The organism is Prochlorococcus sp. MIT2304, assembly GCF_059772405.1.
The window spans coordinates 992765-1017610 of record NZ_CM186286.1 but is presented as its reverse complement, the minus strand read 5'-3'; the positions used below and the strand labels follow the sequence as shown (position 1 = coordinate 1017610).

The following is a 24846-nucleotide window of genomic DNA, read 5'->3' as shown; positions in this document are numbered from 1 at the left end:
CTAAATTCAATTTCAAATCTCAGCCTTATTGGGGATTGTTTTTGTTTTTTTAGTAAAGATCATTTTTCGAACTCTAGGACAAGACATCAACCCCGTCCTCTACATATAAACGCAGGTTCTCGAATGAGCAGAAGCGCGATTCAGGTAGCCAAAGCAGCTACATATCTGCCTGATCTAGTTGAGGTGCAAAGATCAAGTTTTAAGTGGTTCTTGGATAAAGGCTTAATTGAAGAATTAGACAATTTTTCTCCCATTACTGACTATACCGGTAAGCTTGAACTTCATTTTATAGGATCAGAATATAAGCTTAAGCGTCCTAGGCATGATGTAGAGGAGGCAAAAAGAAGAGATGCAACGTTTGCTTCTCAAATGTATGTTACTTGTCGTCTAGTTAACAAAGAAACAGGAGAAATTAAAGAACAAGAAGTTTTTATCGGTGAATTGCCTTTAATGACTGAGCGTGGAACTTTTATAATTAATGGTGCTGAAAGAGTAATAGTAAATCAAATCGTTAGAAGTCCAGGAGTTTATTTTAAAGATGAGCAAGATAAAAATGGTAGAAGAACTTACAATGCAAGCGTTATACCTAACCGCGGAGCATGGTTAAAGTTTGAAACTGATAAAAACGATTTGCTGCATGTTCGTGTAGATAAAACACGAAAAATTAATGCTCATGTCTTGATGAGGGCAATGGGTTTGTCAGATAATGATGTGATAGATAAATTACGACATCCTGAGTTTTATAAGAAGTCAATTGATGCGGCAAACGAAGAAGGCATAAGTTCAGAAGACCAAGCTTTGTTAGAGCTTTATAAAAAGTTAAGGCCAGGTGAGCCTCCCTCTGTAAGTGGAGGTCAACAGCTACTCCAAACAAGATTTTTTGATCCAAAACGATATGACTTAGGAAGAGTTGGTAGATATAAAATAAATAAGAAATTACGCTTAACTATTCCTGATAATGTAAGAACACTAACAAATGAAGATGTTCTCTCTACTTTAGATTATTTAATCAATTTAGAGTTAGATGTTGGTGGTGCAACTCTTGATGATATTGATCATTTAGGTAATAGGAGAGTGAGGTCAGTCGGTGAACTTTTACAAAATCAAGTTCGAGTTGGATTGAATAGACTTGAAAGGATAATCAAGGAGAGAATGACAGTTGGGGAAACTGACTCACTTACTCCAGCGCAACTCGTAAATCCAAAACCTTTAGTTGCAGCCATAAAAGAATTTTTTGGTTCAAGTCAACTAAGTCAATTTATGGATCAAACCAATCCATTAGCTGAATTAACTCATAAAAGACGTATATCTGCTTTAGGTCCTGGAGGTTTAACTCGTGAAAGGGCTGGTTTTGCAGTGAGGGATATTCATCCTTCTCATTACGGAAGACTTTGTCCTATTGAAACTCCTGAAGGGCCCAATGCAGGTCTCATTAATTCTTTGGCAACGCACGCGCGCGTTAATGAATATGGATTTATTGAGACACCATTTTGGAAGGTTGAAAATGGACGATTAATTAAACAAGGAGATCCTATTTACTTGTCTGCAGATTTAGAAGATGAGTGTAGGGTCGCTCCTGGAGATGTAGCCACGGACGAAGAAGGAAAAATATTGGCAGAACTTGTTCCCGTTAGATACAGGCAAGATTTTGAAACGGTTTCTCCTGAACAAGTTGATTATGTTCAACTATCACCAGTTCAGGTAATTTCTGTGGCTGCATCGTTAATACCATTTTTGGAACACGATGATGCTAATAGAGCCTTGATGGGTTCAAATATGCAAAGACAAGCAGTTCCTCTTTTGCGTCCAGAAAGACCTTTGGTTGGGACTGGTTTAGAGACTCAAGTTGCTAGAGACTCTGGAATGGTTCCAATCTCAAAAGTAAATGGAACAGTGACTTATGTAGACGCTAATACAATTGTTGTTACTGATGAGGAAGGCAATGACCATGCCCATTACTTGCAAAAATATCAAAGATCTAATCAAGATACTTGTTTAAACCATAGACCTATAGTTTTTAATGGTGACCCGGTAATTGTGGGGCAGGTCTTAGCTGATGGTTCAGCCTGTGAGGGAGGGGAAATAGCTCTTGGTCAGAATGTTTTAATTGCTTATATGCCGTGGGAGGGTTACAACTATGAAGATGCAATTCTAGTAAGTGAAAGGTTAGTTAAAGATGATCTATATACTTCTGTCCATATCGAAAAATATGAAATAGAAGCTCGTCAAACGAAACTAGGCCCTGAAGAAATAACAAGAGAAATTCCAAATGTATCAGAGGAAAGTCTTGGTAATTTGGATGAAATGGGGATTATTCGAATTGGAGCTTTCGTAGAGAGTGGAGACATTCTGGTTGGGAAGGTTACCCCCAAAGGAGAATCAGATCAACCGCCTGAAGAAAAACTTTTAAGAGCTATTTTTGGAGAGAAAGCAAGAGATGTAAGAGATAATTCTCTTAGAGTCCCTTCAACTGAGAGAGGGCGAGTGGTTGATGTCAGAATTTATACACGAGAACAAGGTGATGAGCTGCCACCTGGAGCGAACATGGTGGTGAGAGTCTATGTTGCCCAACGTAGAAAGATTCAAGTTGGAGATAAAATGGCTGGTAGGCATGGTAATAAAGGGATTATCAGTAGGATATTGCCAAGAGAGGATATGCCCTACCTTCCTGATGGCACACCTGTAGATATATGCCTTAATCCATTAGGAGTCCCAAGTCGAATGAATGTAGGGCAGGTTTTTGAGCTCCTCATGGGTTGGGCAGCATCTAATTTGGATTGTCGAGTTAAAATTGTACCTTTTGATGAGATGTATGGGGCAGAGATGTCTAATCAGACAGTTCAAGCCTACTTGAAAGAGGCGGCAAAGCAGCCAGGCAAATCATGGGTTTACAACCCTGAAGATCCTGGAAAGTTACTTCTTAAAGATGGTCGAACTGGTGAACCTTTTGATCAACCCGTTGCTGTTGGCTACGCCCATTTCCTTAAACTTGTACATTTAGTAGACGATAAAATTCATGCTCGATCCACTGGCCCATACTCTTTGGTGACTCAACAACCTCTTGGTGGAAAGGCTCAGCAAGGTGGACAGAGATTAGGCGAAATGGAAGTATGGGCACTAGAGGCGTATGGAGCTGCATACACTTTGCAAGAACTGTTAACCGTGAAGTCTGATGACATGCAAGGCCGCAATGAAGCGCTCAATTCCATTGTGAAAGGAAAACCAATTCCAAGGCCTGGCACTCCAGAATCTTTCAAAGTTTTAATGAGAGAACTTCAGTCATTGGGATTAGATATCGGAGTATATACAGATGATGGTAAAGAGGTTGATCTTATGCAAGATGTAAATCCTCGTAGAAGCACGCCTAGCAGACCCACCTATGAATCATTAGGTAAAGAATACGAAGAGTAATCAACTCAATAGAAACAAATCATCTAAACACCCTTAATTCTCATGACTAATAGCAATCTACGTACTGAAAACCATTTTGATTACGTCAAAATTAAATTAGCCTCTCCTGAAAGAGTAATGGAATGGGGTCAAAGAACTTTGCCCAATGGCCAGGTTGTAGGGGAAGTGACTAAGCCTGAAACAATAAATTATCGAACACTTAAGCCTGAGATGGATGGATTGTTTTGCGAAAAGATATTTGGCCCATCTAAAGATTGGGAATGTCACTGTGGGAAATATAAGAGGGTTAGGCATCGTGGAATTGTTTGCGAAAGATGCGGTGTTGAAGTAACCGAAAGTCGCGTAAGAAGGCATAGAATGGGATTTATTAAATTGGCAGCCCCTGTATCGCATGTTTGGTATCTAAAAGGTATTCCTAGCTATGTCGCTATTTTGTTAGACATGCCTCTCAGAGATGTTGAGCAAATTGTTTATTTTAACTGTTATGTTGTTTTAGATATAGGAGATAGTAAGGATCTTAAGTATAAGCAGCTATTAACAGAGGATGAATGGCTTGAGATCGAAGATGAAATTTATGCTGAGGATTCGACTATTGAGAATGAACCCATAGTTGGGATAGGTGCGGAGGCCTTAAAGCAATTGCTTGAAGATTTAAATCTTAAAGAAGTTGCAGAGCAATTGAGAGAAGAAATTGCAACAAGCAAAGGTCAGAAAAGGGCTAAACTGATAAAAAGACTAAGAGTTATAGATAATTTTATTGCTACAAGTGCAAGCCCAGAGTGGATGGTTTTAGATGCCATACCTGTTATACCTCCTGATTTGAGACCTATGGTGCAATTGGATGGCGGTAGATTCGCTACTTCAGATTTAAATGACTTATATAGAAGAGTAATAAATAGGAACAATCGACTTGCTCGTCTTCAGGAAATATTAGCCCCAGAGATAATAGTTAGAAATGAAAAAAGGATGTTACAAGAGGCTGTAGATGCACTTATTGATAATGGTAGAAGAGGAAGAACTGTTGTTGGTGCAAATAATCGAGCCTTGAAATCATTAAGTGATATTATTGAGGGTAAGCAAGGTCGATTTAGACAGAATTTACTTGGTAAAAGAGTTGATTATTCAGGTCGTTCAGTAATAGTAGTTGGCCCTAAGTTGAAAATGCATCAATGTGGACTGCCAAAGGAAATGGCAATAGAGCTCTTTCAACCTTTTGTAATTCATAGATTGATTCGTCAGAATATTGTAAATAACATCAAAGCTGCAAAGAAACTGATACAGAAAGCCGACGATGAAGTTATGCAGGTATTACAAGAAGTTATAGATGGTCACCCTATACTTCTCAATCGTGCCCCAACTTTACACCGATTAGGTATTCAAGCTTTTGAGCCTAAATTAGTTGCTGGAAGAGCCATACAGCTACATCCATTGGTATGCCCAGCTTTTAACGCTGACTTTGATGGAGACCAAATGGCTGTTCATGTGCCCTTGGCTATTGAGGCGCAAACGGAAGCAAGAATGCTAATGCTTGCAAGTAACAACATCCTTTCCCCTGCAACTGGGGATCCAATTGTTACTCCATCTCAAGATATGGTTTTAGGGTCTTACTACCTAACAGCAATTCAGCCGGAAGCAAATCAGCCTAAATTTGGGGATCATGCACATACATACGCATCACTTGAAGATGTTTTACAAGCTCTTGAAGATAAAAGAATAGATTTACATGATTGGGTTTGGGTACGATTCTCTGGAGAAATTGAGGATGATGAGGAGCTTCAGAAACCGCGTAATTTGGAGACTTTGAAAGATGGTACTCGGATTGAAGAATGGACATATCGACGAGATCGATTAGATGAAGATGGAAGTTTAATTAGCCGTTACATTTTGACTACTGTCGGTCGCGTAGTCATGAATCATACAATTATTGATGCTGTAGCAGCCACCTCATAACTCTAAAGAACACATCCTCCCTTTTTAAAATATTTTTTCCATGACTTCCTCTTCTCCTAAAACTCGTAAAACCTCTTCTAAATCAAAAGCAAAAAGAGGTTCTAAAGCAAAAAAAGCAGCAGAGATGAACGCTGTCCCAAAACTTTCTAAAACTCCTCCACCTTTTAGAAATAAAGTAGTCGACAAAAAAGGTTTGAAAAATTTAGTTGCATGGGCATTTAAACATCATGGAACCGCTGCAACTGCTGCCATGGCAGATAACTTAAAAGATTTAGGTTTTAGATATGCAACCCAGGCAGCTGTATCAATTTCTGTTGATGATTTAAAGGTCCCTGAGGCTAAACAAGATCTGCTTGGTCAGGCTGAAGAACTAATAACCGCTACTGAGGAATGTTATCGATTAGGGGAAATTACTGAAGTCGAGAGGCACACAAAAGTTATCGACACTTGGACTGAAACTAATGAAAGATTAGTGGATGCAGTTAAAAAGAATTTCAATCAAAACGATCCATTGAATTCAGTCTGGATGATGGCTAATTCTGGAGCTCGTGGAAACATGTCTCAGGTTCGTCAACTTGTTGGTATGAGAGGATTAATGGCTAATCCTCAAGGTGAGATTATTGACTTACCAATTCGAACTAATTTTAGAGAAGGTCTAACAGTAACTGAATATGTCATCTCTTCTTATGGAGCTCGTAAAGGTCTTGTTGATACAGCCCTAAGAACTGCTGATTCTGGATATCTAACTAGACGCTTGGTTGATGTCGCTCAAGATGTAATTGTTAGGGAAGAGGATTGTGGTACGACAAGGTCTATTTCAATAAGTACAGAGGATGAAAAGTTTGGCAATAGGCTTGTTGGACGCTTGACAGCTGAACAGGTTGTGAACTCAGACAAGGAAATTTTAGCTGAAAGAGATACTCCTATTGACCCTCAGCTATCTAAGAAATTTGAACAATCACATGTTCAAGGGGTAAGGGTTCGATCTCCTCTTACATGTGAGGCGACTAGATCAGTTTGTCGTAAATGTTATGGTTGGGCGCTAGCGCATAACCAATTAGTTGACTTAGGCGAGGCAGTAGGTATTGTTGCTGCTCAATCTATTGGAGAGCCGGGCACTCAGTTGACAATGAGAACTTTTCATACTGGCGGGGTCTCAACAGCAGAAACTGGTGTTGTACGTTCAACCATTTCAGGAAAAGTTGAATTTGGTTCAAAGGCGCGAGTGAGAGGCTACAGAACGCCACATGGTGTTGAAGCTCAGCAAGCAGAGGTTGATTTTAACCTTAGTATTATTCCTTCTAGTGGTGGTAAGCCTCAAAAAATTGACATACCCATAGGATCTTTACTTTTTGTAGACAATGCTCAAGAAATTGATGTCGATGTGACTGTTGCTCAGATCGCTAGTGGAACTGTACAAAAAAGTGTTGAAAAGGCTACTAAAGATGTTATTTGTGATTTAGCGGGACAAGTTAGGTATGAATCAATTATTCAACCTAGAGAAGTTACAGATAGACAAGGTAATATTACTCTCAAAGCTCAACGACTTGGTCGGCTTTGGGTACTAGCAGGAGACGTATATAACTTACCCCCTAATGCAATGCCAGTTGTCTCTGGCAATGTTTCAGTAAATGAGGGACAAGTTTTAGCCGAAGCCAGCCAGGCTAGTGAGTTTGGAGGTGAAGTAAGACTAAGAGACTCTATTGGTGATTCTAGAGAAGTTCAAATAGTAACAACGTCGATGACATTAAAAGATTTTAAATTACTAGAAGAGTCGACTCATTCAGGAGAGATATGGCATCTTGAAGCAAAGGATGATACTCGTTATAGATTGAATACAATTCCTGGAAGCAAGATAGGAAATAATGAGGTAATTGCTGAGTTAGCAGACGATAGATTTAAAACTGAAACAGGTGGGCTTGTTAAATATGCCCCTGGTTTAACAATTAAGAAAGCTCGCTCTGCAAAGAATGGTTACGAAGTTAGTAAAGGTGGCACCCTTTTGTGGATTCCTCAGGAAACTCATGAAATTAATAAAGATATTTCATTGTTGATGATTAAAGATCGTCAATGGATAGAGGCAGGCACAGAGGTTGTTAAAGATATTTTCAGTCAAACTGCTGGAATAGTTACGGTTACTCAGAAAAATGACATTCTTCGTGAAATTATAGTTAGGAGTGGCACTTTTAAACTATGCAAAGAAAGTAAAGTGCTTGATAGGTTCGAAGGTGACGGGCAAATAGTTAATCCTGGAGAAACTATTGCAAAAGGTATTAAGACTGATGCGATGGTAATGGTTCAATCAGTCGAAACCCCAGAAGGCAAGGGGCTTCTGTTAAGACCGGTTGAGGAATTTACTATTCCTGATCAAGCACAGCTACCTGAATTAGAGCATGTTAAACAACCCAAGGGCCCATCACTAGGGATAAAAGCCTCTCAGCGACTTGCCTTTAAGGATGGTGAGCTTATTAAATCTGTAGAGGGTATTGAGTTACTTAAAACCCAATTGATGCTTGAGACGTTTGACACGACTCCGCAGATGACAGTAGACGTAGAAGTCGTAAAAGACTTGAATTCAAGCAGTATTGATAGATTGAAGTTAGTTATCCTTGAAAGTATTTTAGTTAGAAGAGACACTACATCGGATTCTAGTCATGGTTCAACACACACTGAATTGCAAATAGAAAATGCTCAAATAGTTTCAGCCGGAGACGTAGTGGCGACAACCCAGATTTTATGTAAGCAAGAAGGAATTGTTCAACTCCCTGATGCCATTGATGGTGACCCGGTTCGCCGACTTATTGTTGAAAGGGATGAAGATACAATAAGAATTGAATCTAAAGGAACTACTCTTTTGAAAGTTGGACAAAGAGTTGTAGATGGAGACTTCGTTTCAAAAGATCAAACAATAGGTGCTTGTGGGGAAATAGAGGAGATTGATGGAAAGAAAGTTAAATTGCGTCTTGGTAGACCTTATATGGTCTCACCAGATTCAGTCCTTCATGTTCGCGATGGAGATTTGGTGCAAAGAGGCGATGGCTTGGCTTTATTGGTTTTTGAAAGACAAAAAACAGGAGATATTGTTCAAGGTTTGCCAAGGATCGAAGAATTGCTTGAAGCTCGTAGGCCTAGGGATTCAGCTATTTTGTGTAAAAAGTCTGGAACAGTAGATATCAAGAAAGGAGATGATGATGATTCTATAGTTGTTTCTATTATTGAGGACAATGATGTAATTACTGAATATCCGATTCTTTTAGGCCGTAATGTAATGGTTAGGAATAGTCAACAAGTTGTCGCTGGTGAATTCTTGACTGATGGCCCAGTGAATCCTCATGAGCTTTTGGAGTGTTTCTTTACAGACTTGCGAGACAAAAAGCCTTTAATGGATGCTGCTCAGGAGGCAATAGCTAAGCTTCAGCACAGAATGGTAAGTGAAGTACAGAATGTTTACAAGTCACAGGGAGTAGCTATAGACGATAAACATATTGAGGTAATAGTTCGTCAGATGACTAGTAAGGTAAGAATAGAGGATGCAGGAGATACAACATTCTTACCAGGAGAATTGATCGAACTTAGGCAGGTTGAAGATACTAATCAGGCTATTTCTATTACTGGAGGGGCTCCCTCGGAGTTTACTCCAGTTTTACTTGGAATTACAAAGGCATCATTAAATACTGATAGCTTTATATCAGCTGCTTCATTCCAAGAAACAACTAGAGTCCTTACCGAAGCGGCTATTGAAGGTAAGTCTGATTGGCTTCGCGGACTTAAAGAAAATGTAATTATTGGCCGACTGATACCTGCAGGTACAGGTTTTAGTGGCTTTGTTGAAGAGTTAAATGCTGAAGCAGGTCCTCACCCAGATATTCTTGCAGAAGATCCTGCAGGTTATCGAAGGATTCAAAATCTTAGACCTGACTATACTGTTGATATGCCTTCTTCACCAGTAGCAAAGAATACTTCTGTTTTGGATGATCCTAGTGATGAGGACTTAGAGGCAACGAGAAGTAGGCATGGGATTGACCCTACAACTAGTAACTTTGCAGCTTTTGCACGTCCAACAGGTGACGACGATTTACCTGAAGACCAAATGCCAGATCCTGCTGCGTTGGAGGGCTTGCAAGAAGAAGGTTTACTCTCAGATGAATAAATCAATTTTTCTACATAACTCTTTTAAATTTTCTAATATTTAGTTTTCCACTGATAAAGACTATCGATGATTGATCCTCCAGTAGTTCCAAAGCGTAAATTGCCTCGCTATGGCTTTCACACACACACTGAACGTATTAACGGTAGATGGGCAATGATAGGTTTTGTTGCTCTAGTGCTTTTGGAATTTAAGTTAGGACATGGACTAATGAATTGGTGACAAAATTTCTTCAACTATCAAGTAATTCATCCTTGCTTGGCTTAAGTTCTGAAGACCTTGAAGAATTTGCGCGTCAGGAAGGTGAGAAAGCTTTTCGTGGGAGGCAAATTCATGAGTGGATTTATCAAAGAGGAGCAAAAAAACTAGATTCAATAACTGTTCTTCCAAAGAAATGGAGAGATTCACTCAAAAACAAAGGAATAAAGGTTGGAAGACTTGATGAAATTGACAGAGTTTTAGCAGAAGATGAGACGTTGAAATTATTAATGGGGACTTATGATGGTGAGATTATAGAAACCGTAGGGATACCAACAGATAAAAGACTTACTGTTTGTGTTTCAAGTCAAATTGGTTGTCCTATGGGATGTAAGTTTTGTGCGACTGGGAAGGGGGGACTTAATAGATCTCTTAATGTAAATGAGATAGTTGATCAGGTAATTAGTATTAGAGAAAGAATGAACAGGAGGCCCACTCATGTCGTCTTTATGGGGATGGGCGAGCCACTTCTTAACATACGCAATGTTTTAGATTCTATTGAATGTCTTACGAATGATATTGGAATTGGTCAAAGGAAAATAACTGTTAGTACTGTTGGTATACCGGACACGCTCCCATATCTAGCAAAAACAGCTCAAGAGCGCTTGGGAAGAGTTAAATTTACCCTCGCAGTTAGTCTTCATGCCCCTAATCAGATGTTGCGTGAATTAATAATTCCTTCGGCGAAGTCTTATCCAATCAAGTCATTACTCAAAGACTGTAAAACATATTTAGAACTTACTGGAAGACGGGTAAGCTTTGAGTATATTCTTCTTGGGGGATTGAATGACAAAGATATTCATGCAGAGCAGTTAACTGATCTGATGAGAGGTTTTCAGAGCCATGTTAATTTGATAGCCTATAATCCCATCGCTGAAGAGAACTTTAAACGACCAAGTCAAATCAGAGTGAATAGGTTTAGAGAACTATTAGAAAATAAGGGAATTGCTGTAAGTGTTCGTGCAAGTAGAGGTAGGGATCAAGATGCGGCATGTGGACAATTAAGACGGCAATCAATCAATCAATCAAATAAAAATCAATTAAGTAAATAAAAATAGATTAGTTCTCAGTTCTTATGACATTTATTGATTGGTTTATTTTATTTTTATATTTAATTTTTTCCTTGATATTAGGAATTTACTTCTCATTAAAAAATCGTAACGAAGCAGATTACTTTGTTGCTGGTCGTCGCCTAAGTGGCTTGCTTGCAGGTATGTCTATGGCTGCTACAACATTTTCAATTGATACACCTCTCTATGTTGCTGGACTGGTTGGGACAAGAGGCTTGGCAGGAAATTGGGAATGGTGGAGCTTCGGTCTAGCACATGTTGCCATGACAGTGATATTCGCTCCTCTTTGGAGGCGTAGCGGGGTATTGACTGATGCAGCCTTCACTGAACTACGGTATGGGGGGAAGGCAGCAGCTTGCTTAAGAGGAATAAAAGCTTTTTTACTATCTGTTCCAATCAATTGTATTGGAATTGGTTATGCCTTTTTGGCAATGCGCAAGGTTGCTGAAGCATTGGGAGTAGTAGATGGACATGTTGTATTTGGGGGATTTACTGACACGATGATTTTAATGATTTGTGTTGCTTTATTTTTACTTGTTTATACTGTTTTGGGTGGACTTTTGGCAGTAGTAATTAATGATTTTGTACAACTAGTATTAGCTCTTCTTGGCGCTTTTGCTGTTTCCTATGTAGCACTTGATGCTTCAGGTGGCATGACGGATTTGTTGATAAAGTTAAAAGCATTAAATCGACCTGAGCTGCTTTCTGTATTCCCGTGGACATTTAATAAAGATGGTTTCAATTGGCTAGATAGTTCAGGAATAAGCGTTACTACTTTTTTCGCTTTTATTTCTTTGCAGTGGTGGAGTTTTAGGCGTAGTGATGGTGGTGGCGAGTTTATTCAACGTCTATTGGCTACTAAAGATGAAAAGCAAGCAACTTTGGCTGGAGTAGTATTTTTAATTATTAATTATCTTATTCGTAGTTGGCTTTGGATCTTAGTAGGATTGGCTGGTTTGGTCCTCTTGCCTTATCAAACTGACTGGGAATTAATTTATCCCAATCTCGCAATAAAATATTTGCCTCCTGTTGGACTTGGATTAGTTGTGGTTTCATTGGTTGCTGCATTTATGAGTACCGTAAGCACTTCAATTAATTGGGGGGCAAGTTATCTTTCTCATGATCTGTATAAAAGATTTTTAAGGCCATCAGCTGGTCCCAGAGAAATGATTCTCATGGGACAACTCGCAAGTATTTTGTTGCTTCTAGTTGGAATCGCCACCGCCTTCTTTAGTAACAGCATTGGTTCAATGTTTAGACTTGTAATCGCGATAGGTACAGGCCCAGGTGCTGTGCTGGTCCTTAGATGGTTTTGGTGGCGAGTTAATGCTCAAGCAGAACTTTCGGCAATGCTTGGTGGTTTCTTTATAGGGGTAATTACCTCTATTTCGCCTTATTTCATGATTGATGATTTTGGGGTAAGACTTATGGTTAATACTGCAGTCACAGCTGTAATTTGGTTGGTTACTTTATTTTGTACTGAGCCAGAGTCAGAGGAGACACTTAACACGTTTGTGAAGCAGGTGAAACCGCCAGGTCCTGGTTGGAAAAAAATAAGAAATAAATTGAATATTGATCCGGTTGACTCTTTTTTCATTCTTGGCTCGAGATTCATCCTAGGCTCAGGAATTCTCTATGGTGGCTTGATATGTATTGGGTCTTTCTTGTTACATCAAGAAAGCCATGGTTGGATTGCGCTTCTGATTGCAGTCAGTTGTGTATTTTTAATGAAGAAAACAAGACTAATAACTCAATAAATTGACCCTTCATAGCCAAATGGACAAAATTTAGAGCAGAATGAATATCTAATTCATTTGCAACTTTGGGTTTTTTACGCACAACGCTTTTCCCTATTTTGATTGTTGCGCTTTTTGGTATCGCTTTGTTTGCAGTCAGTGCGCGGATATGGCTGCCTGGGGATATGCTTGCACCAGCACCAATTAATTAAACTTGCTCTTCCTATGTCAGAGCTATGAATGATGCAAATCAAAAATTAAGTAATGAAGGGTTGGCTAATTTAGCCATAGACCCTGATCTCTTGGCTAGAGAATTAGCAGCTCAGATAGCGGGAGATCCTTTAGATGAAATCGAACTTGATAAAACCGATGATGATCTAGTTAATTCATCAAAAGAATGTGATCTTGCGTTGAAATGGCTTCAATCTGGAAATGAAGAAAGACTTCAAGGTCTAAGAGTCTTTTGTGAACATAGAGATTCCAGAGCTCTCCCACTTTTGGTGCCTTTACTTGACGAACCATCTCCAGTTGTGAGGATGAGCGCTGTTTATGCTTTAGGCAGAAATCCTTGTCCACAGGCTATCCACCTTCTTTTGCATTTATTGCGTTTTGACAGTAATGCTTATGTGCGAAAAGCTACTGCTTGGAGTCTTGGAAATTACTCAGATGCCCCTGTTCTTGAACCTTTGGTTAATGCATTAAAACAAGATGTCGCTGCCGTTCGATTGTGGGCATCAAGTTCTTTAGCGGAGGTTGGACTCAATTCATTAGAGAGCTCCTTGCCAGCGGCTAAGCAATTACTTGAAAGTTTGCAAATTGATGGTGAACCCATAGTTAGAAGCAACTGTATTTGGTCTCTTGGTCGTCTTTACAGCATTTTGAGTGAGGAAATCAAAATCCACGTAGAAGAGGCTTTCATTTCTGTTTTATTGAATGATCGTGAGCCCTCTGTTAGGTATGAAGCAAGGATAGCTTTGGAACAATTGGATAATCCGGAGGTACAAATAAAACTAAAATCATTAATTGATGATGGTCAATTGGTTTGATTATTTGTTTAGAATCACATCTTTATAATATCTAACTCGCTTTTTAGGTGTTTTTTCTATATCATCAGTGACTTAAAGCTCTTTAATATGTCTTTACGCACTTTGCGATTTAAGATTCGACAAGATGGACGGGTTGAAGAAACCGTCGAAGGAATCGTTGGTGAAGGATGTATTGATTTAACAGAAAAGCTTGAAGCTGCACTTGGCAGTGTTGAACAGAGAAAACCCACCTCTGAGGCTTTTCTTCAAAAAAGGGTTCAAAAACAGACAATTCCAGCCGAAATTAACTGATGTCACATTTCAGCACTGTAAAAACACAACTTCGCAAGAAAGAGTTTTTAAAACAGGCTCTAATTGATTTGGGCTACTTACCTCAAGAAGGTGAAAATCTCGTAAGAGGTTATAGAGGTCAAACTGTAAAAGCGGAAATGACTATAGAAATGAATACAGGAGGAGATATTGGCTTTCGGTGGAATGAAGGTTCCAAATCATATGAACTCGTGACTGATTTGGATCTTTGGAAGCAATCCATACCAGTTGAAAGATTTTTAGCTCAAGTGACTCAAAGATATGCTTTAAACACTGTTCTACAGACAACCTCTCAAGAGGGATTTCAAATTTCCGAGCAAAAACAAAATTTAGATGGTTCTATTGAACTAGTTGTTACTCGCTGGGATTCTTAGAGTTGTATTTGAAAATTGACTTTTGATCCTAGCCCAGCTTTTGAAACTAGGTCTAATGAATATCAGCAATCTGGTGATATTCATAAAACCAATGCTGCCTTCGAAGCTGCTAGTAGCCAAGATTTCAAGCTAAATGGTAGAGATCCTGTATTAGGTGGAAAGTTAAAAGAAAAAGCTGTATGGGTTGATGAAAGGAAATGCATTGGCTGTACCTATTGCAGCTCAGTTGCTACGAACACTTTCGCAATGGAGCCTGAGCAAGGCAGAGCTAGGGCGTTTAGACAAGATGGAGATAGTGAGGAATTAATTCAAGAAGCAATAGATACCTGTCCTGTCGATTGCATAGATTGGGTTTCTTTTGAAGACTTAGTTAAATTGGAAGAAGTTATAAAAAATCATCATTTTAGGAATTTAGGTTTACCACCCAGTACTTGATTTTTAAGTTTAGAAGTGGCACGAATTAAAGATACTAAAAACAATTCAATACCTAGCAGAAGATTTGGGCGTACAGAGATTCAGATGCCAGTCTTATCTCTTGGAGGAATGCGCTTTCAACAAAGCTGGAAGGATTTAGACCCCAATGAGATTAAGAATCAACAACAAGATATCTTGCAAAAAACTATTAAGCATGCATCTCAAAAAGGTATGCACCACATAGAAACTGCTCGTCATTATGGAACATCAGAACGCCAGATAGGTTGGGCTTTCGGTCAAATTGATGACCCAAAAAGAATTGTGCAGACAAAAATACCACCCAACAATAATCCTTCGATATTTGAGAAAGAACTTGAGTTAAGTATGAGTAGATTAGGTTCTAAGAAAATTGATTTATTAGCTATTCATGGTATCAATCTGCCTGAGCACTTAGACATGACTATTCGTCCTAATGGATGTCTAGAGATTGTTCGTCGTTGGCAAAAAAATGGTCTTGTTGGTCATGTTGGCTTCTCAACTCATGCAAATGTTGACCTGATAATTAAAACAATTGAAACAGGACTTTTTGATTATGTTAACTTGCATTGGTATTTTATTCGTCGGGAAAACGAAAGAGCATTACAAGTTGCGAATGCCAATGATATGGGAGTTTTTATTATCAGTCCTACTGACAAGGGAGGCCATTTACATACACCTTCATTGAAACTTATAAATTTATGTAGTCCTTTGCATCCAATAGAATTTAATGATTTGTTTTGCTTGAGTGATAAAAGAGTTCATACATTAAGTGTTGGAGCGTCAAAGCCTGAAGATCTTGATATTCATTTAAGTGCTATTTCTAAAATGGATACCATGCATGCGGTGATCAATAACATACAAAAGCGTCTAATAGATGCCTCATGTGATTCGCTTGGAGAGTCATGGTTGACTACTTGGCATATAGGGTTGCCTAGTTGGGATCAAACGCCAGGAGAGATTAATATACCTATTTTATTGTGGTTAAATAATCTATTAGAGGCTTGGGATATGGAAAGCTTTGCTAAAGATCGTTATAGGCTTCTAGGCAGAGGAGGACATTGGTTCCCAGGCTCAAATGCAGATTGCTTGGATTGTGAAGTAAGCGAGAATGACTTGCAAAAAGTTTTGATTAATAGTCCATGGAGCTCTGAAATACCTTTTTTACTAAGGAAATTGAGAGATAGATTGGGGGGGGAAAGAAGAGATAGATTATGGGGTATTTAGTAACCTAAAGGCTGTTTTGTTGGTTTTCCAATTGATCTTGGATATTGATTAGGACATTTATTAATAGAACTAATTCTAATAATATTCCTAATACCACGATTGTTAGGGAGAACGAATTTATGTGTTTGTTGAATCTTTGCATGTAGTTCAGTTAAAGCTTTTTTTAGCATTAGTTGCTCTGTTGCACTCCAACCTCCTCTGAATATGAGCGCCTGGCCTGTCGAATTTAAAAAAGGCACTAGATATTCTGCTACTACATTTGCAGAAGCAACTGCTCTAGCAATTGCATAGTCAAAATTACTTCGAAGGAATGGATCTCTACCTGCCACCTCAGCCCGCTCAGTTACAACTGTTATCCGTGAATTCAATCCAATTTCTTTAGATACTTCTTTTAAAAAAGTCGTTTTTTTACTTGAAGAATCTAAAAGAGTAATATTTGAATTTGGCATTGCTATAGCTATAGCTAAACCAGGGAATCCACAACCTGAACCAACATCAACATATTTATGAGTGAGCTCTGGGTATTGCAGCTCTTCATGAAGTGGTAACAAGCTATCACATACTTGTGCAGTCCAGAAATCATCTCCATCGACTAAACGAGTAAGATTGGTCTTCTCATTCCATTCTTTAAGTAACTCCTGCAAAAGGATAAATTGAGATAATTGTTTTTCACTTGGAACCCATTTAAGCTTATTCCATATCACATGATGATTTGCTTTTTTGTTGTTTTTATCAGTAGACATTTTGAATTGTTTTTTGAAATAGTCAGCCTTGAGATATTTAGATAAAATCTATACATTATTAGATCATATTTTCTTTAGTTGAATCCTTCTCCTAATTGTTACGAACTGCTTGGTGTCTCTCCCTCTGCTAATAACGCAGAGCTCAGACAAGCCTTCCGTCAATTAAGTAAGCGTCTTCACCCGGATACGACATCTTTGCCACGGGATGAAGCGACACGGCAATTTCAAAATGTTTGCGAGGCTTATGATTTATTAAGCGACCCTGTCCTAAGGGCAAATTATGATTTATTTATAGAGCAAGAGAATAATCTTATAAGTCAGAAAAAAGAATCTTCTTTAAGAAATACACAACCCGTGCAATTTTCTAAATCGATAGGGGTAAGGCGACCGTTATCAGGTGGAGAATTGTTCTCACTACTTTTATTAATTACATCTATTTTCGTTAGCCTGGCTTTAGGTGTGTTTATTGCTTTCTCAAAAGGTGGAAACTTGAATTTTATTCCAAGTTGGTTAATGTGATATTCAATTTTTAGTAATAAGTTTATAACTAAGTGCTTTGAATCCTTATGAAAAAATCTTAGGGTAGAGAATTTAAGCCCTCTTGGATTCCAAAATAGCATTTCTCTAGCTCTTCATCTGTAATACATAGTGGTGGCATTAGATAAACTACATCTCCTAATGGCCTGATGAACACGCCAACTTTGAATGCACTTGCTTTGATCATTTTTCCAACTGAACTTAAATACCCTTTTTTACCATTTACTTTAATATTAAAAGCTGCAATGGTTCCTGTAATCCTTGGATACTCAATCCTCGGATCATTAACTATTTTTTGTAGATGTGGTAGGTGACGTGACTCAAAATCTATATATTTTTTTGGGGATCTTTCTAAAAGATCTAAGCTGGCATTGGCCGCTGCGCAGCCTAATGGGTTGGCCGTGAAACTATGACCGTGCCAGAAAGTTTTCTTGGGATCTGCCCCAAGAAATCCTTCTGAAATCCTTTTGCTGGACATTGTTACTCCCATTGGAAGGAATCCACCGGTTAATCCCTTGGAGAGCGAAATAAGGTCTGGCTTTAATCCTGCTCTTTGAAAAGCAAATAGTTCTCCACACCTTCCAAAGCCAGTTAATACTTCATCGGCAATAAGTAAAGAATTAGCCTGGCGAATTTTTTTTTCAACTTCTACTAAAAATTCTGAACGAACCATTCGCATCCCTCCAGCACCTTGCACTAATGGCTCAAGAATTACCGCAATAGTTGGTGTCTTCAAAAGATGATCAAGAGTCGCTAAAGCCTCCTTTTCTCTTCTCTCAAAATCTTCATCGCCCCACCATGTCTCAGGCCAAGGGGCTCGGCTAACTGGGAATAACATCTGATCAAAAGGCTCGCTAAATATATTTCGTTCGCCTACTGCCATTGCTCCAAATGTATCTCCATGGTAGGCACCTTCGAATGCAATGATTTGAGACCTATTATCACCTTTGTTTTTCCACCATTGTCGAGCCATTTTTAAAGCTACTTCTACGGCGGTAGATCCATTATCTGAGAAGAATAACTTTTCTAGACCTGTTAATTTACTTAGCCGATCAGCTAACAGCTCAGCTTGAGGATGAGTAAAATCTGCAAAGATAATTTGTTCTAGTTGCTTTGCTTGAGTTGCGATGGCTTTGGCAATATATTCATTCGCATGACCATGCAGAGTGACCCACCAGCTACTTATGCCATCGATTATCGGAGCTTTGTCTTTAGGAAATAAAAGGGCGCCTTTAGCTTTTTCAACTAATAATTGAGGCTTAGAGGATGTGAGTTGTGTGAATGGTGGCCATATATGAGGATTCTGAATAGTTTGATTTGAATTTTCTTTCTCATTCATCAAATTTAGTTTTCCCTCTTGTTTCATTTAACTTGATCGAAGTCAAAATAATCTTTTGAATAAAGAAAAATAAAAATTTAATTTCGAATGTATTTCTTAAGCTTTTGATCTAAATTCTGGTTATTCCATTCTTGTGAAAGTACTTTTGCGTTGACTTCGTCAAAGACAGGAAGACTTGCAAGAATTTGAGTATCTCCAAATTGCTCAAGAGTCTTCGGATTGTCTTTGTGTGGAGGGCCGTTTAAGACTATTCCTAATATATCTACATTTCTATGTTTCAAGGCTTCTAGACTTAATAAGGTGTGATTGAGAGTACCAAGACCGGTCCTGGCTACAAGAATTACAGGAGCTCCCCAAACCTTTAATTGGTCTATTTGTAGCCAATCTCGATTTAAGGGAACCATTAAGCCACCCGCTGTCTCGATGATTATTAATTCATCTAAGTCTGGTAATTTCAAATTGCTTGGTTCAATAAAACTAGACTCTTGTTCGGCAGCCCAATGAGGAGAGACAGGAGCCTTGAATTTATATCTTTCCGAAAGATAGCGGTTAGGTTCAAGGTTTAAGAGATTTCGAACTGTTGTGGTGTCTGTACCCTCTTCTGTCCCACTTTGAATGGGTTTCCAGTAGATACCTTTAAGACCTTGGACGAAAAAACTACTAACGATTGTTTTACCTACATCTGTATCAGTACCACAAATAATAATTTTTTTTGAGAAACTACTCATCGCTTTATTAATAAAAACTGAATTGACCAACTAAGGCTTAATTGCTTATCCTCGTGGGCAATTGGCCAAAAAGACAACAGATGTCGCCAATCTGAAACACTTAATTGTTTCTTTTGACTACTTTGTGCCCCAACCTTGATCATAGGTTTTAATAAGGAGGTCGCGGTATTCGCCGTTTGTGTGATAACTTCAATTTTATTATATATAATACTTTTTTTCGTAACGACTCTGATTAGTGAGTCGTATGATGGTAAATCAAGAGCCGTACATGTTAAATTTGCCTTTTCTGCAGCTTCATACCATTCTGGAAAACTTCCCTTGATTGGAATTGCTAAAGCAATCCATCCATCCAAGCTTAGAGCATTCAACCATTCCTTAAGTTTATTTTGTGGATTATCAAGCCAATGTAAAACAAAACTTGAAGCTAATAAATTTGGTTTTTTGGACCACTTCGGTAACCCATTATTTAAATCCCAAAGTTGTTTAACACTCTTTTCTGAATGTTGATCAAGCATCTTTTTAGAATTATCCAATCTCACTACATGTTGGTTTGGATGTAGATCTTCTAATGACTTGGCGAGTAGTCCAGTGCCAGAACCAAGGTCAACCCAAAGGCCATGTTTAATAGAATGATTAGAACAAATTTTTGCAAGTTTTAAAGCAGTCCTTTTTTGAATTGATGCTGATTCGTTATAACTTAATGCAGCTTCGTTAAAGTTTTTATTAACTTGGCTAGACCATGTTTTTTGCATGATCAAATTCTAACCAGTGTTTGACTTTTTTGATATTTTTTATTTTTGTAATGGAATGCCCTTCGTCTTTAAGATTGATTGTTTTGGGTACGTCCTCTAAGTGGCTTTTTAAATCTTCAGCTAGCTTTTGTTTTGTTTGATTAGTTAAAATATAGTCTTGCTCGCTGTTAACAATGAGTACTTGGGAAGAATTATTTAAGCCATTTGGGAGAGAATCTGAATTTATAAGAAGTTTTAAATCATTTTTTAGTCTCAACCTCCCTGAATGGGATATATGAAGGAGCTTTGATTCTGATGACTCAAGATCAATGTAATTAGGTTTATAAGCTTTTATTTGGAATTTTCTTAACATGGCATCTTCATTAGGCGAATCAATTGCATTCATCATCCTATTGAGGGCCAGTTTTATAGGGCGATTCTCTTTGCCACTTGGAATAAAACGACTAAAACTATTGATTAATACAACATGAGTGGCCGAGTGTAAGATATTTTTATCTATCAAATGTGAACCAAGTGAGTGACATATAGCAACTCTTTTAAGTTCGACATGATTTGAGTTGTGATTCCATTTAGATGTATGAGGACTTATATCTTTATAACCGCGTTCAGAAGTTTGCCATTCCCAATCACAACTTTTAAATATCTTTTCCCAATTTGACCATTGATGACTATCACCAGCCCAGCCATGCATAGCAATTATTTCTTTCATTTATTTTTAAGAATTTCTACAAGTCTTTCGAAGGCCTGAACGGGAGTATTTCTCCTGATCACCAACCTGAGTCTGGATTCACCTTCTGGGACAGTTGGTGGACGGATCGCAACAGCTAGAAGGCCTCGTGCCTCAAGTCTCTTCTGATAATCCATTGCTAATTCGTCCGAACCTAAAATTATTGAGATAATTGGACCTTCCCCAACAGGCCGTTGCCACCCAATTTGAGACAATCTGTCCCGTAAAGCTATTGATTTCTTTTTCAGTTCGCTACCCCAACTAGGGTTACTTTCAATTAAATTTAATGCGGCTAAAGCACTTGCACAAAGTGGAGGAGCTAAAGCGGTTGTATAGCGAAATGCCCCACAGTTTTGTATCAAATTTTCTCCTGTCATCTTGTCTGTTGCTAAAAATGCCCCCCCACTTCCAAAAGCTTTACCGAAGGTCCCACTGATAATTGATATTGAGTCTTTGACTCCAAAAGATTCTCCTTTTCCTTCAGGGCCCATAATGCCAAAAGCATGAGCTTCGTCTATAAATAACTTTGAATCATACTTAATGCATAGCTTTGAAATTTCTTTTATGGGGGCTGTTGTACCCTCCATACTAAAAAGGCTTTCTGTAATTACTAAAGGTTTTTTTTGAGGATTTCTTTGCCTAGATTTTTTTAAAAGTCTTTCTAGTTCAGATAAATTATTGTGCTTGAATCTAATGAGCTTTGCTCCACTCGCTTTGACTCCAACGAGCAGGGAATGATGTATCAGACGATCGCAAATCACAGGAGTGTGGCGATCAGCAAGTGCTAAGACCGCAGCTAGATTTGCTTGGAAACCACTCGGGTAAAGCAGGACAATCTCACGATCAAGCCATTCGGCGAGCTTTGTTTCAAGTTTTTGATGAATATTTCTACTACCAGTAATAAATCTTGATCCCCCTGAGCCAACACCATCAGTTTCTAAGGTTTGTCTGGCGGCCTCAATTAATAATGGGTGTCTTGAAAGATCTAGATAATCATTACTTGCTAGGTCAATTAAGGTGATTTGATTTTTATTTTCATCTACACCAATCAATTCTGATGATCTTTGCCCTGGGATCCAAATCCTGAGTTTACGAATTCTAGAGTTAGGGATTTCATGCATATTTTTTTGTTTTCAGTGGTTAAAGATTTGGGAACTGGCTTAAGATTATTTCTTTGGTTTCTTAATTTTATTATGTATCCACGTCAAAAATCATGTGGGCTTAGAATAATCCTCTAGGATTTAATAATGACTTCATCAGAAAGAGATACGTCTGAGAACGAAATCCTCCAAAACAATTTAAATCCAAAGGAAATCTTTCCTTTTGCGTTGGATGAGTTTCAACTTAAAGCAATTGATTCACTCAATCAAGGGCATTCAGTAGTTGTCAGTGCACCTACAGGATCAGGAAAGACATTAATAGGAGAGTATGCAATTTATAGAGCTATTTCAAATGGGAATAAGGTGTTTTACACGACTCCCTTAAAAGCTTTATCTAACCAAAAACTAAGAGACTTTCGAAATCAATTTGGTTCAAGCAATGTGGGCCTTTTAACAGGTGATTTAAGCCTGAATAGAGAGGCTTCCATCCTTGTGATGACTACTGAAATTTTTAGAAATATGCTTTACGCAGCAGCAGACAGAAATGATGACCCTCTAATGGATATAGAAACTGTTGTCCTTGATGAATGTCATTACATGAATGATGCTCATAGAGGAACTGTGTGGGAGGAATCAATTATTCATTGTCCTAAATCCGTTCAATTTGTTGGTCTATCGGCAACAGTCGCAAATGCTGGCCAATTAACCGATTGGATTGAGCAAGTACATGGACCCACAGATTTAATATCTAGTGATTTAAGGCCAGTTCCTCTGGAGTTCAATTTTTGCAGCGCTAAAGGACTTCACCCATTACTGAACGATAAAGGAACTGGTTTACATCCAAATTGTAAGATTTGGCGTCCAATAAAAACACATAAGAGGAGAGGACGCTTATCCAAGCCTATTCAACCTGAATCTCCTTCAATTGGCTTTGTGATATCGAAGTTGGCTGAGAGAAATATGTTACCCGCTATTTATTTCATTTTTAGTCGTCGTGGTTGTGATAAAGCTGTGAAAACAATTGCCAACACCTGTTTAGTTAATCAAGAAGAAAGGAATTCAATTCAAGATCGATTTGAAAAATATTCAATTTTAAATTCAGAAGGGCTCAGAGATGATCTACATATCAGAGCTTTATTTAATGGAATCGCCTCTCATCATGCGGGAGTTCTTCCTGCATGGAAGGAATTGATTGAGGAATTATTTCAAGAAGGATTGATTAAGGTTGTTTTTGCAACTGAAACATTAGCCGCAGGAATCAATATGCCTGCAAGAACTACAATTATATCTACTTTATCGAAGAGATCAGATAATGGACATCGTCAATTGATGGGGAGTGAGTTTTTGCAAATGGCTGGTCGAGCAGGAAGAAGAGGTCTTGATTCTAGAGGCTATGTTGTTACTGTACAAACTAGATTTGAAGGTGTACGAGAAGCTGGACAATTGGCAATCAGTCCAGCGGACCCCCTGATTAGTCAATTCACGCCCAGCTATGGCATGGTTCTGAATTTATTACAGCGTTATGATTTAGATAAATCAAAAGAATTGATAGAAAGAAGCTTTAGTAGATACTTAGCTAGCTTAGACTTAGTTCAAGAGGAAGAAGAGCTTTCTAGATTAAAAGATGACTTAAAAGAATATAAAACCTTTTCCGAAGATATACCATGGTCAGCTTTTGAAAGATATGAAAAAATAAAAAGTCATTTAAAAGAAGAAAGAAGACTATTAAAAATTCTTCAAAAACAATCTGCCGAGACTTTATCTGATGAATTAAATTTAGCATTAGAATTTGCAAATAATGGAACTCTGATAAGTCTAAAAACTTCGCAGCTAAAAGGTAAAGTAATACCTGCTGTGATTATTAAAAAATTACAAAAAGTAGATAGACCATCTCAATTGCTCTGCTTAACAGATGAAAATATTTGGATACTGATCTCTTGTAAGGATGTCGTTAGTCTTCATGCTGACCTTACATGCTTAGACGTATCAAATATTATACCTCCTGAAATTAGTAGACTAGGTGAAAAACTTCATGGCGATAAGATAAGTAACGAAATATCATTAATGATATCAAATTTGGCCAAGAAAAATAACATGAGAATTGCGCAATATGATCTTGCTAGTGAAGTTTTGTCTCAAGCTCAATTAGTTAGCTCTCTAGAAGATGAATTGTTGATTCAGCCAGCCCATCGATGGGGAGATAAAAAAAAATTAAAGAAGCATAGGCGTAAAATGAATGAATTAGAGATTGAAATTCATGAACGTGAGCAGATACTTTATGACAGGTCGAATCGTCACTGGGAAACTTTTTTATCACTGATTAAAGTATTAAACCACTTCGGATGCTTGGATGATTTAAGTCCTACTGAAATAGGTAGAGGTATTGGATCCTTAAGAGGGGAAAATGAATTGTGGTTAGGTTTGGTTTTGATGAGTGGACATCTTGACGAATTGACTCCGATTGAATTAGCCGGAGTGATTCAGTCAATTGTGACAGAAGTTAATCGTCCTGATTTATGGACTGGATTTATTCCAAGTGCAGTTGCAGATGAAGCTTTTAATGATTTATCAAATATACGAAGAGAATTATTTAGAGTACAAGAACGTTTTGGTATTGAAGTTCCAATTCTATGGAGTTCAGAATTAATGGGTTTAGTAGAGGCATGGGCAAGAGGAAGTACTTGGACGGATTTAATTTCAAATACTTCTTTAGATGAGGGAGATGTTGTAAGAATTCTAAGAAGAACAAATGATTTGCTTTCACAGATTCCCTATTGCGAGGCTGTGAGTAGGCAACTTAGGAATAATGCTAGAGCAGCTATAAAACTAATGGATAGATTTCCAGTTTGTGAAGCTGAAGATATTAATCAATCTAAAGAAAAAAATCATGAGGTTATTAATCCGGCAACTGAAAGAAAAAATTGAGATTAGAAATTTATTTT

At 38.1% G+C, this 24846-nt stretch carries 20 protein-coding genes; 14 read left to right on the top strand and 6 right to left on the bottom strand.

Annotated features, from left to right (window positions below; all coding sequences use genetic code 11):
- Positions 1–123: 123 nt before the first annotated feature.
- The 12 genes from rpoB (at position 124) to AC6EIY_RS06040 (ending at position 15978) form a co-directional block, all read left to right on the top strand.
- Entirely contained in the window at positions 124–3411 is a 3288-nt protein-coding gene (gene rpoB / locus AC6EIY_RS06095) for a DNA-directed RNA polymerase subunit beta (RefSeq protein WP_498506090.1), read from the top strand.
- Between the two features lie 42 nt (positions 3412–3453).
- Positions 3454–5361 (top strand): DNA-directed RNA polymerase subunit gamma, encoded by a 1908-nt coding sequence (locus AC6EIY_RS06090; protein ID WP_498506089.1) that lies wholly within the window; start codon positions 3454–3456, stop codon positions 5359–5361.
- A 40-nt stretch (positions 5362–5401) separates the two neighbouring features.
- On the top strand, positions 5402–9511 hold the full coding sequence (locus tag AC6EIY_RS06085; RefSeq protein WP_498506088.1) for a DNA-directed RNA polymerase subunit beta': 4110 nt from the start codon (positions 5402–5404) through the stop codon (positions 9509–9511).
- 66 nt (positions 9512–9577) lie between these two features.
- Entirely contained in the window at positions 9578–9730 is a 153-nt protein-coding gene (locus AC6EIY_RS06080; protein WP_498506087.1) for a CAB/ELIP/HLIP family chlorophyll-binding protein, read from the top strand.
- Positions 9727–10818 carry a dual-specificity RNA methyltransferase RlmN gene (gene rlmN / locus AC6EIY_RS06075; RefSeq protein WP_498506086.1) on the top strand — a complete coding sequence of 364 codons (1092 nt, stop codon included), beginning with the start codon at positions 9727–9729 and terminating at the stop codon, positions 10816–10818. Before AC6EIY_RS06080 ends, rlmN begins: the two co-directional genes overlap by 4 nt.
- A 23-nt stretch (positions 10819–10841) precedes the next feature.
- On the top strand, positions 10842–12593 hold the full coding sequence (locus AC6EIY_RS06070; protein WP_498506085.1) for a sodium:solute symporter family protein: 1752 nt from the start codon (positions 10842–10844) through the stop codon (positions 12591–12593).
- 65 nt (positions 12594–12658) lie between these two features.
- A complete protein-coding gene (locus AC6EIY_RS06065) occupies positions 12659–12784 on the top strand; it encodes a DUF8624 family small hydrophobic protein (protein WP_011295147.1) in 126 nt (41 codons plus the stop codon).
- Positions 12785–12808: 24 nt separating this feature from the next.
- On the top strand, positions 12809–13618 hold the full coding sequence (locus AC6EIY_RS06060) for a HEAT repeat domain-containing protein (protein WP_498506084.1): 810 nt from the start codon (positions 12809–12811) through the stop codon (positions 13616–13618).
- An 87-nt stretch (positions 13619–13705) separates the two neighbouring features.
- On the top strand, positions 13706–13909 hold the full coding sequence (locus AC6EIY_RS06055; protein WP_498461482.1) for a DUF2997 domain-containing protein: 204 nt from the start codon (positions 13706–13708) through the stop codon (positions 13907–13909).
- Positions 13909–14301 carry a DUF1257 domain-containing protein gene (locus AC6EIY_RS06050; protein ID WP_498461481.1) on the top strand — a complete coding sequence of 131 codons (393 nt, stop codon included), beginning with the start codon at positions 13909–13911 and terminating at the stop codon, positions 14299–14301. Before AC6EIY_RS06055 ends, AC6EIY_RS06050 begins: the two co-directional genes overlap by 1 nt.
- A gap of 15 nt (positions 14302–14316) precedes the next feature.
- Positions 14317–14736: a ferredoxin gene (locus AC6EIY_RS06045; protein ID WP_498506083.1), complete on the top strand. Its 420-nt coding sequence runs from the start codon at positions 14317–14319 to the stop codon at positions 14734–14736.
- 84 nt (positions 14737–14820) lie between these two features.
- Entirely contained in the window at positions 14821–15978 is a 1158-nt protein-coding gene (locus tag AC6EIY_RS06040) for an aldo/keto reductase (protein ID WP_498508162.1), read from the top strand.
- On the opposite strand, the gene rsmG is transcribed toward AC6EIY_RS06040, so the two are convergent.
- Positions 15975–16721, bottom strand: coding sequence for a 16S rRNA (guanine(527)-N(7))-methyltransferase RsmG (gene rsmG / locus AC6EIY_RS06035; RefSeq protein WP_498506082.1), 747 nt, complete (start codon positions 16719–16721; stop codon positions 15975–15977). The two genes, AC6EIY_RS06040 and rsmG, sit on opposite strands and share 4 nt — an antisense overlap.
- 78 nt (positions 16722–16799) lie before the next feature.
- On the opposite strand from rsmG, the gene AC6EIY_RS06030 reads away from it, so the two are divergent.
- A complete protein-coding gene (locus AC6EIY_RS06030) occupies positions 16800–17240 on the top strand; it encodes a J domain-containing protein (RefSeq protein WP_498506081.1) in 441 nt (146 codons plus the stop codon).
- Positions 17241–17298: 58 nt separating this feature from the next.
- On the opposite strand, the gene bioA is transcribed toward AC6EIY_RS06030, so the two are convergent.
- The 5 genes from bioA to AC6EIY_RS06005 form a co-directional block, all read right to left on the bottom strand.
- The gene (gene bioA, locus AC6EIY_RS06025) at positions 17299–18597 is read right to left on the bottom strand and encodes an adenosylmethionine--8-amino-7-oxononanoate transaminase (RefSeq protein WP_498506080.1); all 1299 of its coding nucleotides are present in this window, start codon (positions 18595–18597) and stop codon (positions 17299–17301) included.
- Positions 18598–18674: 77 nt separating this feature from the next.
- Entirely contained in the window at positions 18675–19325 is a 651-nt protein-coding gene (gene bioD / locus AC6EIY_RS06020; RefSeq protein WP_498506079.1) for a dethiobiotin synthase, read from the bottom strand.
- On the bottom strand, positions 19322–20077 hold the full coding sequence (locus AC6EIY_RS06015) for a methyltransferase domain-containing protein (RefSeq protein ID WP_498506078.1): 756 nt from the start codon (positions 20075–20077) through the stop codon (positions 19322–19324). The genes bioD and AC6EIY_RS06015 overlap by 4 nt, the downstream gene beginning before the upstream one ends.
- On the bottom strand, positions 20058–20786 hold the full coding sequence (locus AC6EIY_RS06010) for an alpha/beta hydrolase (protein WP_498506077.1): 729 nt from the start codon (positions 20784–20786) through the stop codon (positions 20058–20060). Before AC6EIY_RS06010 ends, AC6EIY_RS06015 begins: the two co-directional genes overlap by 20 nt.
- Positions 20783–21925: an aminotransferase class I/II-fold pyridoxal phosphate-dependent enzyme gene (locus tag AC6EIY_RS06005; RefSeq protein WP_498506076.1), complete on the bottom strand. Its 1143-nt coding sequence runs from the start codon at positions 21923–21925 to the stop codon at positions 20783–20785. Before AC6EIY_RS06005 ends, AC6EIY_RS06010 begins: the two co-directional genes overlap by 4 nt.
- A gap of 126 nt (positions 21926–22051) precedes the next feature.
- Between AC6EIY_RS06005 and AC6EIY_RS06000 the strand changes: the two genes are divergently transcribed.
- Positions 22052–24829 carry a DEAD/DEAH box helicase gene (locus tag AC6EIY_RS06000; RefSeq protein ID WP_498506075.1) on the top strand — a complete coding sequence of 926 codons (2778 nt, stop codon included), beginning with the start codon at positions 22052–22054 and terminating at the stop codon, positions 24827–24829.
- Positions 24830–24846 lie beyond the last annotated feature (17 nt).